Origin of the sequence: Mycobacterium persicum (assembly GCF_002086915.1) — a bacterium.
Taxonomy (GTDB): domain Bacteria; phylum Actinomycetota; class Actinomycetes; order Mycobacteriales; family Mycobacteriaceae; genus Mycobacterium; species Mycobacterium persicum.
The window spans coordinates 2,232,096-2,248,686 of the sequence record NZ_MWQA01000001.1; the positions used below are offsets into that span (position 1 = coordinate 2,232,096).

Sequence of the window (16,591 nt, forward strand, 5' to 3'; positions counted from 1 at the left end):
CTCGTCAGTTCTTGCCCGCCGTCAGCTTGCCGATGATCGACCGGAAATCCTCCGTGACGAACGACTGCTGTTCGGCCGACAGGGCATAGTCCAGGCTGGCCAGCACCGCACGTTCGAGGTGGATGTTGAGCACCCGCTTGGTGCTCTCGACGGCCTGCTGGGGCAACTCCATGATTCGCTGGGCGCAGGCCACCGCCTCGGCGACCGGGTCGGCGACGACATGGTTGGCCAGCCCGAGTTCGACGGCTCGCTGAGCGCGAATTCGGGTGCCGGTCAACGCGTATTCCTTGGCCAGCATCAGGCTGATGTGCAACGGCCAGGTCAGCGGACCGCCGTCCGCGGCCACCAATCCCACCTGCACATGCGGGTCGGCAAGGTAGGCGTCTTCGGCGATGTAGACGATGTCACTCAGCGCGACCAGGCTGCAGCCCAGCCCGACGGCCGGGCCGTTGACCGCTGCCACCACCGGCACTCGGCAGCGTGCCATACCCAGCACGATGTCGCGCCCGTGCGCGATGGTCTTGGCGCGCAGATCGGCGTCGTGGGCCAACTCGGCCAGATACGTGAAATCGCCGCCCGCCGAGAACGCCCGGCCGGCGCCGGTGAGCACCGCGGCGCGGGCAGTGCGATCGTCGCTCAAACGCGGCCACAGCTGCGCCAGCCCGACGTGCAGATTGTCGTTGACGGCGTTGAGGGAATCGGGGCGGTTGAGGGTGATGATCCGTAACGCCCCGTCGGCTCGAACGTCGATTTCTGCTGGCATGTCGTACATTCAGACTCCCAATCCCAGGATTCGCGACGCGATGATGTTCTTCTGTATCTGTGACGTGCCGCCCATCACGCTTTGCGCGCGGCTGTACAGGTAGGCGCTGAGCAGGTCCGGGTCGCGCGTTCCGCCGACGGCCAGTGCGGCGTGTCCGACGGATTGCTCCACCCACGTCATCAGCAGCTTGTCCAGCGATCCTTCGGGTCCGTGCGAGATCCCGTCGAGCTGTTCGGACAGCCTTCGGCGGACGTGGTGGGTCAACATCTCCGCCTGGACCGCCGCCCATGCGAGTTCGTCGGGTACCGGGTCATCGTTGTGCGCCAGCAGCTCTCGTACCAGCTTGGCGTAGCGGGCCGCATAGCCCAGCGTCGACGGCTCGCGTTCGTGCCCGACCACCGTCATGGCAACCGCCCAGCCGTCACCGGGATCGCCCACCATCCGGTTCGCGGGAACGGTGGCACCGTCGAAGAACACCTGACCGAATTCGTTGCTGACGCCGTTCATCATGCGCAGCGTACGTTGTTGCACGCCAGGCTGTTTCATCTCGATGACGAACGCCGACAGGCCGCGATGGCGCTGCGCTTCCCGATCGGTGCGGGCCAGCAGCAGACACCAGTCGGCGACGTCGGAGTAGCTGGTCCAGATCTTGTGTCCGTGCACCACATAGCGGTCGCCCTCGCGGGTGGCGGTGGTGGTCAGCGACGCCAGATCCGAGCCCGCACCCGGCTCGCTGAAGCCCTGACACCAGCGCTGGGTGCCGTCGATGATGCCGGGCAGGAAGCGTTGCCGCAGTGCGTCGTTGCCGTGCCTGCCGATCCCGAAGACCAGGTAGCCCACGCTGGGGCGCGGCGGCGCGCCGGCACGCGCCAGCTCTTCGTCGACGATGACGTCGTAGACCGGCGGCAACTCCTGGCCGCCGTACTCGCGCGGCCAGGACAACCCGAAGAACCCGGCTCGGTAGAGCGCCCGATGCCAATCGGCCTGCCGGGTCCAGTATTCGTCGCCGGTAGCGCAGAACTCCTTGGCATGCAAGGTAAGCCAGGCTCGCAGTCGTTCCCGGAAAGCGGCCTCCTGTGGAGAATCACGAAAGTCCACGACCGACCTCCTTCAGGCTCACCGGCCACAGGTTGGTCGACGTCAAGGCCCGGCGTAGATACACATGCGCCAGACAATCCCAGGTATTGCCGATGCCGCCGTGTACCTGCACCGCGGTCTCGCAGACCGTTTGGGTGGCACGCGCGCAGTACACCTTGGCGACCCGGGCAGCGCGAACAGCTTCCGGCGGTTCCAGTTCGTCGACCGCCCAGGCGGCGTGCCGCAGGATGCTGATGGAACCTTCGATCAGGGCCAGGCTTTCGGCCAGCAGGTGCGCGACGGCCTGATACGAACCGATCGGCTTGCCGTACTGTTCGCGGATTTTCGCGTAGTCGCAGGCCAGCGTGTGCACGCCGCGGGCGTCACCGACCAGATCCGCCGCGGTGGCTACCAGCGCGAGCGCTCGCCATCGTCCGGCGGCGTCGGCAGATAACTCGCCGACGGGCAGCGGCGGTTCGACAATGCCCGTCGTCACCCTGGTCAGGTCCGCACCGGCGTGGCCCGTATCTAGTTCAGCCGCAAGCACTGTGGTGCCCGATAGCAGCGGGGCCCGCCGATAGCCGCGGGTATCGAATGCCAGGCCGTCGACGGCGATGGTCGAGTCGCCACGCTCGGTGTCCAGGTGGCGGGCCAGGTCGTCGGCCAGCACCGGCCCGAGAAACGGGGCATCGACCAGTCGGCGGCCGAATTCCTCCGCGATGATGGCGACTTCGACGCCTGAAGCCCCGTCGGAACGTAGCGATCGCCAGCCCGTCGCGGCAATCTGGCGGTCCAGCCGGGCAATCCGGTCCTCACCAGCCAGGTCCGATACCGACCCGGGCCCCAGGTCGTCAGCCAATTTTGTTGCGGCGTCGCGCAATTGCTGTTGTTCAGCGGTCAGACGGACATCCATGAAGCTCCTTGAGCACTCGGCGCAGCACCTTGCCCGACGGCAAGCGGGGAATGTCGGGCACAAACACGACCCGGCTCAGCCGTTTGTAGGGCGCCAGCCTCGCCGCTACCCGCTCGGTGAGCTCGGCGGCGACCCCGGCGTTGCCGGGCGTATGCGTGGCGACCGCGGCGACGACCGCTTCCCCGTTGATGCCGTCGGGAACACCGAATACCGCGCAATCGCGGACCGCCGGATGACCGTGCAACACGGTCTCGACTTCGGCCGGCGCGACCTGGAACCCGCGCACTTTGATCATCTCCTTGAGCCGGTCGGTAATTCGGAGCCAACCCTCGTCGTCGAGCCAGCCGACGTCCCCGGTGCGATACCAGCTGTCGCACCACACCTCAGCACCGGCCGCGGCCGGCAGATAGCCGGCCATCAGCGACGCCGAGCGGGCCTGAATCTCACCGACGTCCCCAGAGCCGACCGGTTCGCCGGTGTCCGGCGACACGATCCGCACGTCCACACCGGCAACCGGTCGCCCCACCGAATCCAGGCGGGCCTGGTGGACGGGGTTGCAGGCGATGACCGGTAACTCGGTGGTGCCATAGGCGGGCACCCAGCCGACACCGGTCCGTCGGGTCACCGTCTCCGCGATGCTGGCGGTGACCGGTGTGGCACCCCACATGATGAACCGCAGCGACGACAGATCGTAGGAGTCGAGCCGCGGATGCGACGCGAAGGCCTGTGCGATCGGCGCGACCGCCATTTCGATTGTGATGCGGTCGTTTTCGATGTGTTGCAATATCCGGTCGACGTCGAAGCGCGGATGCAGCCGCACCCACGAGCCGGTGCGTACGGCGGTGACGATGTTGAGCAGGCCGAGGATGTGCGACGGCGGCGTGGCGACCTGAATGCGGTCGTGCGCGGTCAGCTGCAGCGCATCGCGCCACTGGCGAACGGCGGCGTCGAGCGATGCATGGGTGTGCCGCACGGCTTTTGGCATACCCGTGGTGCCCGAGCTGAACACCAGCACCGCATCGTCCCCGGGCCGCGGAGATCCCGTCATCGGCGCTGCGGGCGCTATCGGGTCGTCCAGGTCCAGCATCGGCATCAGGTCGGACAGCACCGGCTGGTCGCCGACGGCGTGGGTCGGTTGGGTCTGGGCAAGGGCGTGGTCGACCTCGTCGCGCTTCCAGGCGGGGCTGATCAACACCGCCGCCGCCCCCAACCGCCAGATCGCGCGCAACGCCGCGACGAACTCCGGCCGGTTGGACGCCATCATCGCGACCCGTTCGCCGGCGACGACACCGCGTTTCCGCAGGCCCGCACCCAGATCGTCGGTCATTGCGTCGAGCGCGCGCAGGCTGAAGCACCGATCCTCGACCACGAGCGCGGCCGGCTCGGTCACTTCTGGTTCCTTCCCCGGGGCACTGACTGTCTTGAGAAGATACTATCGCGCAATGAGAATAGTATTCTCTGTAATGAAGAATGCAAGTGCTGGTCGGTTCGAGAAGGCGGTCATGACGGAGTCCGGCATGGTGACGATCCAGCTCGACCGCAAGAAGGTATCGGTGCCCCTGGTACCCGGCGAGACGCTGTTGGAAAGCGCCCGCCGGGCGGGCCTGGACCCTCCGTTCAGCTGCGAGGCCGGCAACTGCGGAACCTGCATGGCCAGGCTCGTCGAGGGCAGCGCGACCATGCGGGTCAACGACGCGCTCGAGGAAGACGAGGTGGCCGAGGGCTACATTCTGACCTGTCAGGGCGTTCCCGAAACCGCATCGATCACGGTGCGCTACGAGTAGTCAGCAGAGAGGCACCGACCATGGCCAAGGGAATCATCTATGTCGAGACTCGCCCCTGCTCACCCGAACGCGAACCGGAATATCACAGCTGGTACGACGACGTCCACCTTCCCGAATTGGTGGCGCTCGACGGATTCGTCTCGGCGCGGCGCCTCAGACCGGTCAACGATGACGGGCCATACGTGGCGCTCTACGAGATCGAAGGCGCTGACCTGCAGGCGATCCTGGACAACATGATTGCCTCGGCCGGCAGCTTGCACATGTCCGACGCGCTGCAGTTCGATCCCCCGCCGGTGATGCGGCTGCTGGAGGTGACGAGTGTGTATCCGCCGGCAGGTTGATCGCCGGGCCATCCCTGGCTAAACCCGGCGTGCCGCAACGGAACGGGTGATGCCTCGCGCGATCAGCACGCACGTCGCCGTGGTCCCGGCAACGCATGCCAGGAACGCGAACCAATTGTGGTGCCAACCCCATTCGTAACGACCCTGCGCGAAGATCACCATCGCGACGATGCCCGCGATCGGGACCAGCACGTAGGTCGCCCGGTAGTACCGGCGCAGGATGAAGATTCCCGCGGTCCACAGCGGGGTTACCAGCGCCGCCTGGACATAGGGATCGAAAATCTTTGGGGCGCCGTAAGATATCGGGCCGACCGATACCTGCGGCCCGCAGTGCGGATACCGGGCGCCGCCCATGCAGACCCAGCCGCTGGTGGTGTTCAAACAAGCCAGCACGGTGAGCGCGGCCGCGATAGCGAGCACCACGACACCGAGCGCCGTTCGCAGTCTCGGTCTTGGTTGGCGGCTACTCGGCACCCGAGGGGGTTCGTCGAGTATGCAAACCGTATCCATGAGCATGTCGGCGATCGTCTGCCGCTTGGCGGTGAACAACGGCAGCAGGTAACCGATGCCGAAGGTGATCGCGTCCAGAAAGTGGGCGAAGTAGCGCGCGATCGACGATCCGACGCCAATGGGCGCGCCGGTCCGTTCGCTGAGCACCTTGAACTTCAGCACCGACTTGCCCACGGTCGAGCCGGTAATCCCTTGGCGCAAAACCCAATTCCAGACCCAGTACGCCAGCATCGCCAGATTGACGATCAACGCCACGACGCCCTGGAAGCGTGAGCCCGCGCCGGCCCGGGCGATGATCAACCCGCCGACGATCCCGAGAGCCACGCCGATCGCCAACCCCAGCAGGTGGTCGATGAGATAGGCGCCTACCCGCCGGAACCACGAGGCGTAGGCCGCCATCGGCAAGTCATGCACGGGTTGGCTCGGGGCCGGTGGATATCCCGCGGGTGCCGGCGGTGGATAGCCGGAGGGCGGGGGCATAGGCGGCTGTTCAGGCATTTGCCGAGCCTTCCACTTGCGGGTGGGTGCAACCCTACCCGAAACGGACGGTGCCCTGGTCGGATTCGCGGGCAGCTCGGATTGCGACCCAGTTCCACGCAAGTTCTGTACGGCGCGACGCTATTGCTGACCGGAAAGCAGGGAATGCGCATTCGGCTGTTCCGTAAGGCGTTGGTGGCCAGTACTTTGTCGCGTTGTGCGATGACACCCGCAAAGCGCAAGGATGGCCAGGCAACCGACGGGGGCAGTGTCATTCGGCCTCCGATGCGCTGCTGGAGGCCCGCCGCTACACTTCCCGGGGATGGAGCAGGGTCAGTTGCGGATCGATGTCGGTCAGCTAGAAGCTACGGCGGGTCAATGGAGTCAGCGAAGCGTCGAACTTGCCGTCTTAGCACCGCCCTTGCCGGGGCAACCGTTTCACCCCACCGCCGTAGCGGTGGGCAGTGCCCACGCAGCGGTTGACCTGGCTGCGGCGGCGTTGACCGCCCGCACCCAAGCGACGGCCAGCACGGTGCGGGCCGGTGCTACGGGATATGCCAGCAACGAAGCGACGGCTGTGGCCGAGATGGCAGCCGTGCAAGCCAGGTTGGTGTAATCGGTGGCCACCCTTTCCCAAGTCCGAACCTGGAGCACCCAGCATTTGATCTAGGCGGCCACCTACTGGACCAAGACCGCCGATCAGTGGGAAGACGTGTTTTTGCAGATGCGCAACCAATCCCACACCCTGGTGTGGGAAGGCGCCGGCGGTGACGCGCTGCGGGCGCGAATCGGCGCGGACTTCACAGTCGTAAGCGCCAAAGCCGACCAACTACGCCAAGCCAGCAAGATCGCCCGGGACGGCGCCGGAACCATCGGCACCGCCCAACGCCGGGTCCTCTATGCCGTCGAGGACGCTCACAACGCGGGTTTCGCTGTCGCGGAAGACTTCTCGGTGACCGATACCCGAGCCAGCGGCAACGCCGCCGAGCGAGCGGCGCGCCAAGCCCAAGCCGAGGCATTCGCTGCCGACATCCGCCAGCGCGCCACCCAACTGCTGGCGGTCGAACATGTAGTGGCCGGCAAGATCACCGCCGCAACCGCCGGAATCGCGACTACTACCTTTCCGGAAACACCCCACGACCACAGACCGCACATTCAGGCCGTCGACCACCACACCTTCAAAGACAGCCCACAGCAACCGCAGCCGGGTGATCCGTCGGGTATGACAGCTGAGCAGGCACGGACCGCCTATGACCAACTCAAGGAGGAGATCCGCAAGCACAATTCGTGGCGGCCCCCACTCAACGATGCTGGCGCGGTCAGCGCCTACGATCGAGAAGCTGATGCGCTCAACGCCAGAAAGGCCGCCCTAGAGGCGAAGTTGGGTATTTCGGAGACCGCGCCGGCGCAGCTATCGCGGCTGGTGCCCGATTGGGCACAGCCATGGCAACCGCCGGCACACTCGCCAACACCGGTCCCGCATGGCCCCGGCGCCTGGCAACCGGTCACCGAATCCATGTCTGATCGCGCCGCCCAATACCAGATGCAAATCACCGGACACCCCGTCACCGAGGGATACATCGTCGACGGAGTCAAATTCGACGGATTCACAGACGGAACGCTCATCGAAGTCAAAAGCTATTACGATCAGTTTACCGAAAACGGCCAGTGGAAGCCCTGGTTTACCGGAGAGCAGGGAATACTCAACCAGGCGTACAATCAAATACGGGTCGCAGGGACAACACCGATAGAATGGGTATTCGCTCAGCCGGAAACCGCGGCGCTCGTGGAAGATCTTCTGACAAGAAACGGATACGCCATTAGTGTCATAGTGGTTCCGCCCAAGTAGAGAGGGTCGCATGCCTAAAGCGGATGTGGGGGTGTATTGGGGACCCCGTGCTGAATCGCTGGATGAATGCGCTTATCGGGTTGCGCGGCTCGTGACGGCGCTGGCCGCGCTCGATCCCGTGCTTTCAGGCTGGCGTGACGGGGGCCGATCAAAAAGGGACGCGTTAGCCCAGCCGCTGGTAACCAACGAACACACCGACTTGGTGCAGCGACTGCTGGCAGGGCGCAATCGCCGCCCGGACAACAACGAAGTCATCGAACCGTACGGGTACGCGGCGCACTGGTGGAATGGCGGCTCCGACGACAACCGGCCACCTGCTAAATTGTCGATCCGTATCGCTGGGACATCAGCTATCGGGTTAAACAACGTTACGCTCGAGCTTCCCCATCAAGAATCGGCGCCATACTTGTACAGAGCAGAGACCGCGCACCGTATTCTGCAGGCGCTACTGGATATCTTCGACCCCGACTGGGGTGTTTGGACGAACAGCAATCTTCGCAACAAGCAAAAAGAGCCGGATCGCCCTACCAAAGACGGCCGCGGATATGTGCTCGGGAAATTGATTGGACATCCGGCGGGATGGGCTAATTTCCTCAGCGATTCCGATTCGGTAAAATTCGACATGGCGTTGTTGCCGGCTGGCGCAACAGTTGAACGCCTCGGCACCGGAACGTTGGTGCTGCTGGGGCATGACCCAGCTAACCCGCCGCTTCGCGATGTGCTTCAGGTGCGCAGGGCGATGGGTTACGACGTGCCTACACAGCAGACAGAACCATCTCAAGACGTGGGCGCTTCCTCGGCCGGTCCGCCCGCACCACCAGTCGTACCGGGCGGCCCCGTAATGCCCGCGGACGGGGGGCAATCCGACCCTCGACGTGGCACGGAAATGCGCGGTGTCCCCTACCCAGCAAGCAACCCTGATGCTAACCGCAGCGACTAATTCTTCGTTGAGTCGAACCGGTGACCCCTTGCCGGTAGCCCGATTCCAGATCCAGTCCGCCAGAATCACAAGTTTGACGATGAGCAACGGTTAGCAAGAGGATGCTCCGGAGGGCTGTGCCCCGTCGCCCCGGCCCAGCATGACTCCGCAGATGAGTCCGAGACTTCGACTAGGAGCACGACGCCAGCCTCCATCGGCGGGCGACAGCCGACCGCTCCCAGGAAACAGCAACTCAGCCGTGGTGACGCGGCCGATCTTGCGCTGCAAGCCGCGCGGTAAGCTCACCGCCTCCGTCTCGGAGAATCCGCTAACGGTCGCAAAGTCCAATCCCGCGCCCACCAACTCGCTGGCCCAGGAGCACTCCGTCACGTACAACACCCGAGCCCAATCCAAGCTAGTCAGCGCTTGGCCACCAACGACTGCGTAAGAAAGAGGAACCGTCCCCGGTTTTATGCGCACTTCCTTTGTTGGCAAGGATGGCGCGATGCCGAGCAAGTACGACGAGAACACCAAGGCCAGGGCGGTGCGACTGGTCCGGGAACACCGCGATGATTACGACTCGGAGTGCGCGGCGATGAAGGCGATCGCCGGCCGGCTGGGGATGACCGCGGAGACGCTGCGCAAGTGGGTGCGCCAAGCCGAGATCGACGCCGGTGAGGCGGCGGGAGTCTCCACCGAGGAGAGTCGAGACCTGCGGGAACTGCGAAAGAAGAACCGGGAGCCTGAGCAAACTATCGAAATCCTCAAGGCCGCAACGACTTTCTTCGCGCGGGAGTGCGACCCGCTACACCGCTGATATGTGCGTTCATCGACGAACACAAGGAGCGGTTCGGGGTCGTACCGATCTGCCGTGCCCTTGCTATCCAGGGCACGGCGATCGCCCCGCGCACCTACTGGGCGCACCGCGCCTCCGCGCCTTCGAAACGTGCCGTGTGGGACACCACGATCGCCGAGATCCTGGCCGGCTACTACCAACCCGATGCCGACGGGAAACGCCCACCGGAGAGCCTCTACGGCAGCCTGAAGATGTGGGCACACCTGCAACGACAAGGCATCCCCGTGGCGCGGCGCACGGTGGAACGGATCATGCGGCACAACAGCTGGCAAGGCGTTATGCGTGCTCGCCGCCCACCACGCACCACCGAGCGCGACCCGGCCGCGGCCCGCGCACCTGACCTGGTCGGTCGGCGCTGGCGCGTTGGTGCGCCCAACCTGTTGGAGGTAGCTGACTTCACCTATGTCGCGCTCGACACCGGCGGGTTCGGCTACACCGCGTTCGTCGTCGACGCTTACGCCGGACTGATCCCGGGCTGGGAATGTTCGATGGTCAAAGATACCGGTTTCGTTGAGCGTGCGCTGCGCCATGCCGCGACTTTCCGGAGCCGCCAGGGCCATCCGTTCGACGAGACGATTCATCATAGTGATGCCGGAAGTCAATACACTGCAATATATTACGGCTCGCCGTTTCGTCCTGGTCCGATCCGGACCCTGGCCGACCTGGAGCACATGACCTCAGCGTGGGTTAGCTGGTACAACACCAACCGGCTGATGCACCGTCTGGGCCGCATCCCACCCGCGGAAGCCGAGGCTGAGTACTACGCTCGACTCCAGGCCGGGGAGCACACCGGTGACACGTAACGAGGTGTGCACAAAACCGGGGACGGTTCACCCAGAACTACGTTAGTGCTGTGGTGGCGGATGGGGTCCGGCCGCCACCACAGCACTGTTGTGGGGTTAGACCCAGCTGCTGCTGACCGCCGAGTCGGTGTTGGCCATGTTGTTGCCTGCGGCTTGCACCTTTTGTCCGTGGGTGTTGGCCTGTTCGTAGATGACCTGGAAGTTACGACCGAGTTGGCCGATAAACTCTTGGCAGGCTACCGATCCCGAACCGCCCCAGAAGTCACCAGCGGCCAATACGTCACGCACGATCGCTTGGTGCTCGGCTTCTAAAGCTGCAGCCTGAGCCCGGATCGTAGCGCCATGGGCATCGACATCACCGAACTGGTAATTAATCGTCACTATTTCCTCCTCTGGTTGACAAAAGCGCTAGTTAGCCAAAGCCTGCTGCGATGCTTGTTCTTGCTGCTCGTAGTTGTTCGCGTCGCGGGCCAACCCATCTCGCACTCCATGGAGCATGTTCACAATATTGCGGAACGCTTGATTCATTTGACTCATCGTGTCTAAGGACGTCGCTTCAGCAGTCCCGCTCCAGCCAGCTCCCGAAATATTCTGCGAAGACGCCCACACCCGGCGAGCTTCGTCCTCCACTGTCTGAGCGTAAATTTCGAAACGCCCCGCCATGTCCCGCATGGCATGCGGGTCAGTCATAAACCGAGAAGCCATCACATTAATCCTTTCCTCAGGATCACATCAAAACAACCCATTTCAATCACCTTGGCGCGCCACACCACAGATCTGATGTGACCGACATACCCCAAAGCCCGGCCGACCACCTCCTGCTCTATCCGACTCCAGCCCGCGGAATCACACTGGGCTGGGCCACCGCCGGTGGGGCGGTTCCCGCACCACCACGAGTGCCCACCGCCGCCTGCGGCGTGGTACTAGCAGCACTTGAGCCCATCGGCATTGGCGGAATCATCGGCATACCCTCAGCAGCCGCCGTAGCCTGACCAACAGGTGCCACGCTCGACGCCAGCCCGGATACCCCCGAGCTGGCCAACCCAGCAGGAAGCGATCCTTGCCAGCTTTGCGGCACCGACATCGGACCCACCAAATTCGCTTGACCCAAGCTAGCTGACATCGCGCCACCGGCGATGCCGCCACTACCTGCCCCAGCCAAGGCCGGAGTAGCGAATTGAGGTCCTCCCATGGCTATCTCGGTCCCGGTCAAACCCGCTGCTGCGCCACCGAATCCGGCCGTGGCACCACGGGCGCCTTGCAACGCCATCATCAACGGGGACATCATCATGCTGGCTGGATACAAAGCAAACTGAGCCAGCGACAACATCGAAGAAACGGGCACATCGTCGGCCACCGAAAACAGCCCCGCCAACGGCGCGAAGACGGTCAAGATATTGGTCGGCAACCACGGTTGCACCGCCGCACCGACTTGGGTGGCTAATCCCGTTAACTGCACCGGAGGCGCGCTGAACGGTGTGAACGACGCCGCCATAGAGACCGAATTGGAGTGATAGGCGATCATTGCGGCGACATCTTGGGCCCACATCTCGGCATATGCGCCCTCGTTAGCAGCGATCGCGGGAGTGTTTTGACCTAAGAAATTCGTTGCCACTAACGACAGAAATGACGTCCGGTTGGCTGTCACCACCGCGGGGTGCACCGTCGCCGATAACGCCGCTTCAAACGCCGCCGCGGCTGCCTGAACTTGGCCCGACGCTAACTGTGCCTGCTCAGCGGCCGCGTTCAACCACGCCACAAACGGAGTAGCCGCCGCTGCCATCGCCACCGACGCCGGCCCCGACCACGATCCGTTAACTAATCCTGTGACCACCGAATCAAACGACGACGCCGAGGCCTGCAGGTCCTGAGCTAACCGCTGCCAAGCCGTCGCTGCTCCGTACAGCGACCCCGAACCCGCACCCGAGTACATCCGCCCGGAGTTAATCTCCGGCGGCAACCACGAAAAATTGATCACCATCCAAACCTCCGACCAACCAGCCGAATCAACGGCTCCGACAATCACATTCCCGGACAACCATCACGCCCGCGGTCATGCACCGCAGCCGAGCGCCTAACGAATGACACCAAAAATCACTCCGCAGAACAACCCCGCGACGGAATCATTCAGCTAAACCCCAAGCTTCGATGCACTGTTCGTATATGTTGAATTATTGAGAGCTGCAAGCGATATCGACGTCTACAGTCGTTAGCCGCACCAATCACCGCAGTTGTAGTACACATAAACCGTAAACCGCCCAACGCTGTTCTCTCGTAACCTCCCGAATCGCCTTGTACTGCATTAGTTTTAAGGGCTCATCCCGGTCGCGACACCGGCGGATGACGTGGTCGATTTCGAACTAATCGAGCCTCGCCAACACAGGCGGCACGGCAGATGGTCCGTCTGGAGCGGCTGCGCAGATGGCTCTAGGAAACTCGACTTCAGTCAAAGCAGGCGTTATCCAAGGTGTTTGGACCGTGCGCCGAGACAGCCCGCCGCCGTCCTGCTGGCCGCCCCTGTAGCGGCTTAGGATATGAGCGTGTCCGGTTTCCTCCCGCGCCGGCACTCTGCGGTTAGGAAGCTCCGTTCATCCCGTTAGCGCCGATAATCGTGCCGCCACTGCCACCGGTGCCGCCACCGCCACCGTTGACGCCATTACCGCCGTTACCACCAAAGCCGAAGAGCGCCGGCGTGAAGGAGCCGTTGGTGCCGATTATCCCGACGTTGCCGCCGTTGCCGCCGTGGGCGGGCCCGACTCCGGCGCCGGCATTGCCGCCGTCCCCACCAATCCCGAGGGTAAACAGGCCGCCGCCGTCGCCGCCGTTACCGCCGTTGCCGCCACTGCCGGAGAAACTGGTGCCACCTTGGCCGCCGCTTCCGCCTTGGCCCAGGCCAATGAGCGTGACGCCTTCACCGCCCAGGCCGCCCGCGCCGCCGGTGCCGCTGTAGGAAAAGCCACCGTAGCCCCCCAGTCCGCCCTGTCCCACGCCGATCAACGCTGCACCTGCGCCGCCCTGGCCGCCCGCACCGCCGGTGCCGCTGAAGGAACCACCACCAAAGCCGCCGAAGCCGCCCACGCCCACGCCGATAAACGCTGCACCTGTGCCGCCCTGGCCGCCTGCACCGCCGGTGCCGGAACCGACGGCGTAGCCACCCATGCCGCCGCTTCCGGCATTTGCGAAGCCAATTATCGCGGCGCTACTACCACCGGTGCCTCCGGCCCCGGCGGTACCAGAGCCCCCGACGCTGCTGCCCCCGACGCCGCCATTACCGCCCTGACCAAAGTAGAAGCCCTCTGCGGCGCCCCCGGCACCTCCGGAACCACCGGTGATGCCGCCAGTTCCGCCGGCGCCACCACTGCCACCCGCGCCAAAGATCAAGCCCTCTCCGGTGCCCCCGGCACCCCCAGCACCACCGGTGATGCTGCCTGTTCCGCCGGCCCCACCATTACCGCCCGCGCCAAAGATCAAGCCCTCTCCGGTGCCCCCGGCACCCCCAGCGCCACCGGTAATACCGGATCCGCCGTGGCCGCCATTACCGGAGAAGCCAAAGATTAAGCCGCTGTTCCCCCCAACGCCGCCGACGCCGCCTGTTCCAAGCGAAGCGGCACCGCCGGCTCCGCCGGCGCCGCCCCAGCCGAACAAATAGGCCCTGCCGCCCGCCCCACCGGCACCACCGGTGCCGTTCGCGACGTTCGTCGCGCCCCCGATGCCGCCGGCGCCGCCGTTGCCGATCAGCCACCCACCGGTGCCGCCGGCCCCTCCGGCCGCACCTGTTCCACCGGCACCACCAGCACCGCCGTTGCCGATCAGCCCCGCATCCCCGCCATTCCCACCGGCCTGCCCGGCCGCACCTGATCCACCGTTGCCGCCATTGCCCCACAGCCATCCACCGTCGCCGCCGTTTTGCCCAGTCCCCGCAGCCCCGTTGGCGCCGTTACCGATGATCGGGCGCCCGAACAAGAAGACGCTGTCTGCATTGGCTGTGTTAAGCGCGTTCTGCCCGGTGTTTTCTAGCCATTGCCCAGCGTTTGCGAGCTGTTGTTCCGCATTTTCCAACTCGGTGCTCACATACTTAAAGGCGCTTCCATTGAGCACATCGACAAACTGCTGGTGAAGCCAGACAGCATCACGGCTCATCGCCTGCCATGCTTGGCCATGCGCACTCAATAACGTCGCTACCCACGCAGAGACTTCGTCGGCGCCGGCGGCCAATATCCCCGTTGTTGGGGCAGCGGCTGCGGCGCTGGCGTCGTTCAAGGCTGAACCGATACCCGCTAAATCTGTTGCCGCAGATTCTAACGTCTGCGGTACCGCTGTCACAAATGACATACAACACTCCCGATGAGCTCTCAACGCCCCTGCCCTGCAGCATATTTCGAGGCGCCTACCTGTCGACGTTCCCACCCGACGCGGGACACCGGCACTCTAGCAGGGCACCACAACCTCAACGCAATTCATGCGCCTTTGAGATGTGCTGGGTTCTCGCAGTGAGAAAGGCGGAGGATATCGGGTGGGCCCGCGCACGTGCGGCAGTCCTCGCTGCCTCTTCAAATCGCAGTAAAGGGACAACGTTATTGGCTGCTGCTGTTACCTCTGACAGACGCCTGGCCGACGCGGCGCATGGGGTCGGGGTAACGCCCATCGCACCAGGAAGGCATTCATAAATCATTCGGAGCAGAACGCAAGTGTGGCGCCGAGAAGGCGGCCACCGATGGTACGGATACGGCTGAACTACGCCGAATAACGCAGCAGTAAAGGGGATCTCGGTCTGTGGTTTGTCGGCAGTGGGTCAGCGACGAGACAGCCGTCAGGCGACGCAATGTGGTTCGGCCAATAGACAACTGAGCACCACTGGCGGCGCGCGCGGGTCCAGACATACGCCACCACCGAAGGTAGGCCGATCCAGCAAGCCATTCGGGATGAGCGCCTGCAACAGGCACCCGCACAAGCGGTTTCAGCAACGTGGTGCATTCTGCCGCGGCTTTGGCGCTTGGATGTGACGTTTTACCTCGCTGACGCGAAGGGTGGCCGGCATTCGGGGAATCTTTGCACCGGCTTCTGGAGTAAATGGTGCGGTTTGACCCTGGTCAGGATGCCCTGCGTAGTGATCAAATTGACTCAACGCCTCCCACCACAGGGGGCAATATGCCAATAGCGCAGTTGTACAACTGATTTCAATACTTACGCGGATGGGCGCCAGCCGCGTACGTGTTCGGATCGCGATGGAGGACATGCGTGACGTCAGGAGTTGTTTCGGCAGGTGTGGCGGTGCATCAGCCTGGCCGTGTTGTACCAATCACCCATGCAGACATGATGCTCTCGACGTCGGCGACGGTGGTCAGCGGTCCGTTGCGGAACGGGGAGCCCTCGCGTACGCACTCGGTCTTGTACAGCCCAATGGTCGTCTCACAGAGCGCGTTGTCGACGGCATCGCCAACCATTCCGATCGACGGCACCAGCCCTTCGATCATCAGCGTCTCTCCGAAATGTATTGCAGTATATTGACTTCCGGCGCCGCTATGGTGGATTGTGCCGCCCGGCAACGCGTGGCCCTGGCGGCGACGCAGGGCGGCGGCCTGTCGTAGTGCCGATTCGACGAAGCCGGCGTGCTTGGAGTTGGAGCACTCCCAGCCGACGATCACTCCGGCGTAAACGTCGATGACGAACGCGGTGTAGACGAAGCGTCCGCACACCAGCTGGACGTCGGTGAAGTCCGCGACCCACAGCACCTCTGGGCGGACAGCTTTGAAGCGGCGTTTCACTAGGTCCGCAGCCCGTTCGGCAGCGGGGTCGGTGATCGTGGTGTCCCACAGTGCCCGTTTCGACGGCGCCGCCGATTGGTGTGCTCAGTAGGTGCGCGGGGCGATCTGTACGCCGTGCACGGCCAGTGCCCGGCAGAACGGTACGACCCCGAACTCCTCGCGCGCTCATCGATGAACGCGCAGATCAACGACGTAGCGGGTCGCACTCCCGCGCAAAGAAATGCGTTGCGGCTTTTAGTATTTCGATAGTCTGCTCAAGCTCACGATTCTTCCGCCTGAATTCGCGGATCTCTCGGGCTTCCTCGCTCGTCACCCCAGCAACCTCTCCGGCATCGATCTCGGCCTGACGCACCCACTTGCGCAGCGTCTCTGCGGTCATCCCCAGCCGGGCCGAGGTCGCGCGCATTCGCCGCCCACTCCGAGTCGTAGTCGTCGGCATGCTCACGGACCAATCGGACCGCCTTGGCCTTTGTGTTCTCGTCGTACTTGCCCGGCATCGTGCCATCCTTCCCAAGAAAGGAAGTGTGCATGAAA

The 16,591-nt window shown here is 64.1% G+C and carries 15 protein-coding genes, 2 pseudogenes and 1 other annotated feature; of the genes and pseudogenes, 6 read left to right on the forward strand and 11 right to left on the reverse strand.

Going from position 1 to position 16,591, the window contains the following annotated elements; genetic code table 11:
• Positions 1 to 4: 4 nt before the first annotated feature.
• From B4U45_RS10030 to B4U45_RS10045, 4 genes are read right to left on the reverse strand one after another with little or no spacing between them, the layout of a single operon-like run.
• Positions 5 to 772, reverse strand: coding sequence for an enoyl-CoA hydratase/isomerase family protein (locus B4U45_RS10030; protein ID WP_075546438.1), 768 nt, complete (start codon positions 770 to 772; stop codon positions 5 to 7).
• Complete coding sequence (locus tag B4U45_RS10035; RefSeq protein ID WP_075546437.1) at positions 773 to 1,861, reverse strand: acyl-CoA dehydrogenase family protein; 1,089 nt, start codon at positions 1,859 to 1,861, stop codon at positions 773 to 775. It lies immediately after the preceding gene.
• Complete coding sequence (locus tag B4U45_RS10040) at positions 1,848 to 2,753, reverse strand: acyl-CoA dehydrogenase family protein (protein ID WP_219859386.1); 906 nt, start codon at positions 2,751 to 2,753, stop codon at positions 1,848 to 1,850. The genes B4U45_RS10035 and B4U45_RS10040 overlap by 14 nt, the downstream gene beginning before the upstream one ends.
• Positions 2,731 to 4,143 carry a class I adenylate-forming enzyme family protein gene (locus B4U45_RS10045; RefSeq protein WP_083154055.1) on the reverse strand — a complete coding sequence of 471 codons (1,413 nt, stop codon included), beginning with the start codon at positions 4,141 to 4,143 and terminating at the stop codon, positions 2,731 to 2,733. Before B4U45_RS10045 ends, B4U45_RS10040 begins: the two co-directional genes overlap by 23 nt.
• 73 nt (positions 4,144 to 4,216) lie before the next feature.
• Here B4U45_RS10045 and B4U45_RS10050 point away from each other — a divergent pair, with 73 nt between their 5' ends.
• The gene (locus B4U45_RS10050) at positions 4,217 to 4,537 is read left to right on the forward strand and encodes a 2Fe-2S iron-sulfur cluster-binding protein (protein WP_240316506.1); all 321 of its coding nucleotides are present in this window, start codon (positions 4,217 to 4,219) and stop codon (positions 4,535 to 4,537) included.
• 20 nt (positions 4,538 to 4,557) lie between these two features.
• Positions 4,558 to 4,878 carry a 6-phosphofructokinase gene (locus B4U45_RS10055; RefSeq protein WP_075546435.1) on the forward strand — a complete coding sequence of 107 codons (321 nt, stop codon included), beginning with the start codon at positions 4,558 to 4,560 and terminating at the stop codon, positions 4,876 to 4,878.
• Between the two features lie 18 nt (positions 4,879 to 4,896).
• Here the strand turns inward: B4U45_RS10055 and B4U45_RS10060 are convergent, their stop codons facing one another.
• Positions 4,897 to 5,787: an RDD family protein gene (locus B4U45_RS10060; protein WP_241780207.1), complete on the reverse strand. Its 891-nt coding sequence runs from the start codon at positions 5,785 to 5,787 to the stop codon at positions 4,897 to 4,899.
• 400 nt (positions 5,788 to 6,187) lie between these two features.
• On the opposite strand from B4U45_RS10060, the gene B4U45_RS10065 reads away from it, so the two are divergent.
• The 4 genes from B4U45_RS10065 to B4U45_RS10085 all read left to right on the forward strand — a co-directional run bounded on the left by B4U45_RS10065 (position 6,188) and on the right by B4U45_RS10085 (position 10,292).
• Entirely contained in the window at positions 6,188 to 6,481 is a 294-nt protein-coding gene (locus B4U45_RS10065; RefSeq protein WP_219859387.1) for a hypothetical protein, read from the forward strand.
• A gap of 108 nt (positions 6,482 to 6,589) precedes the next feature.
• Positions 6,590 to 7,714, forward strand: a complete 1,125-nt coding sequence (locus B4U45_RS30360) for a Tox-REase-5 domain-containing protein (protein ID WP_371687264.1) — start codon at positions 6,590 to 6,592, stop codon at positions 7,712 to 7,714.
• A gap of 10 nt (positions 7,715 to 7,724) precedes the next feature.
• Positions 7,725 to 8,654: an Imm52 family immunity protein gene (locus B4U45_RS10080; RefSeq protein WP_131808272.1), complete on the forward strand. Its 930-nt coding sequence runs from the start codon at positions 7,725 to 7,727 to the stop codon at positions 8,652 to 8,654.
• Between the two features lie 484 nt (positions 8,655 to 9,138).
• Positions 9,139 to 10,292 (forward strand): IS3 family transposase gene (locus B4U45_RS10085; RefSeq protein WP_089025075.1). Its coding sequence is split into 2 segments (ribosomal slippage): positions 9,139 to 9,418 and positions 9,418 to 10,292, totalling 1,155 coding nucleotides; the frame shifts between segments, so codons are not numbered across the junction.
• Positions 9,411 to 9,539 (forward strand) — a sequence feature (AL1L pseudoknot). It overlaps the preceding gene by 129 nt.
• A gap of 96 nt (positions 10,293 to 10,388) precedes the next feature.
• Here B4U45_RS10085 and B4U45_RS10090 read toward each other — a convergent pair.
• The 6 genes and pseudogenes from B4U45_RS10090 to B4U45_RS10110 form a co-directional block, all read right to left on the reverse strand.
• Positions 10,389 to 10,673, reverse strand: coding sequence for a WXG100 family type VII secretion target (locus B4U45_RS10090; protein WP_075546431.1), 285 nt, complete (start codon positions 10,671 to 10,673; stop codon positions 10,389 to 10,391).
• A gap of 27 nt (positions 10,674 to 10,700) precedes the next feature.
• On the reverse strand, positions 10,701 to 10,997 hold the full coding sequence (locus B4U45_RS10095) for a WXG100 family type VII secretion target (RefSeq protein ID WP_219859388.1): 297 nt from the start codon (positions 10,995 to 10,997) through the stop codon (positions 10,701 to 10,703).
• Positions 10,998 to 11,115: 118 nt separating this feature from the next.
• A complete protein-coding gene (locus B4U45_RS10100; RefSeq protein ID WP_075546429.1) occupies positions 11,116 to 12,273 on the reverse strand; it encodes a PPE family protein in 1,158 nt (385 codons plus the stop codon).
• Between the two features lie 382 nt (positions 12,274 to 12,655).
• Positions 12,656 to 12,757 (reverse strand): annotated as a pseudogene (locus B4U45_RS30070) (type II toxin-antitoxin system VapC family toxin); the annotation flags it as partial.
• Positions 12,758 to 12,866: 109 nt separating this feature from the next.
• Positions 12,867 to 14,624 (reverse strand): PE family protein, encoded by a 1,758-nt coding sequence (locus B4U45_RS10105; protein ID WP_099224492.1) that lies wholly within the window; start codon positions 14,622 to 14,624, stop codon positions 12,867 to 12,869.
• A 936-nt stretch (positions 14,625 to 15,560) separates the two neighbouring features.
• Positions 15,561 to 16,554, reverse strand: a pseudogene (locus B4U45_RS10110) (DDE-type integrase/transposase/recombinase); the annotation flags it as partial.
• Positions 16,555 to 16,591 lie beyond the last annotated feature (37 nt).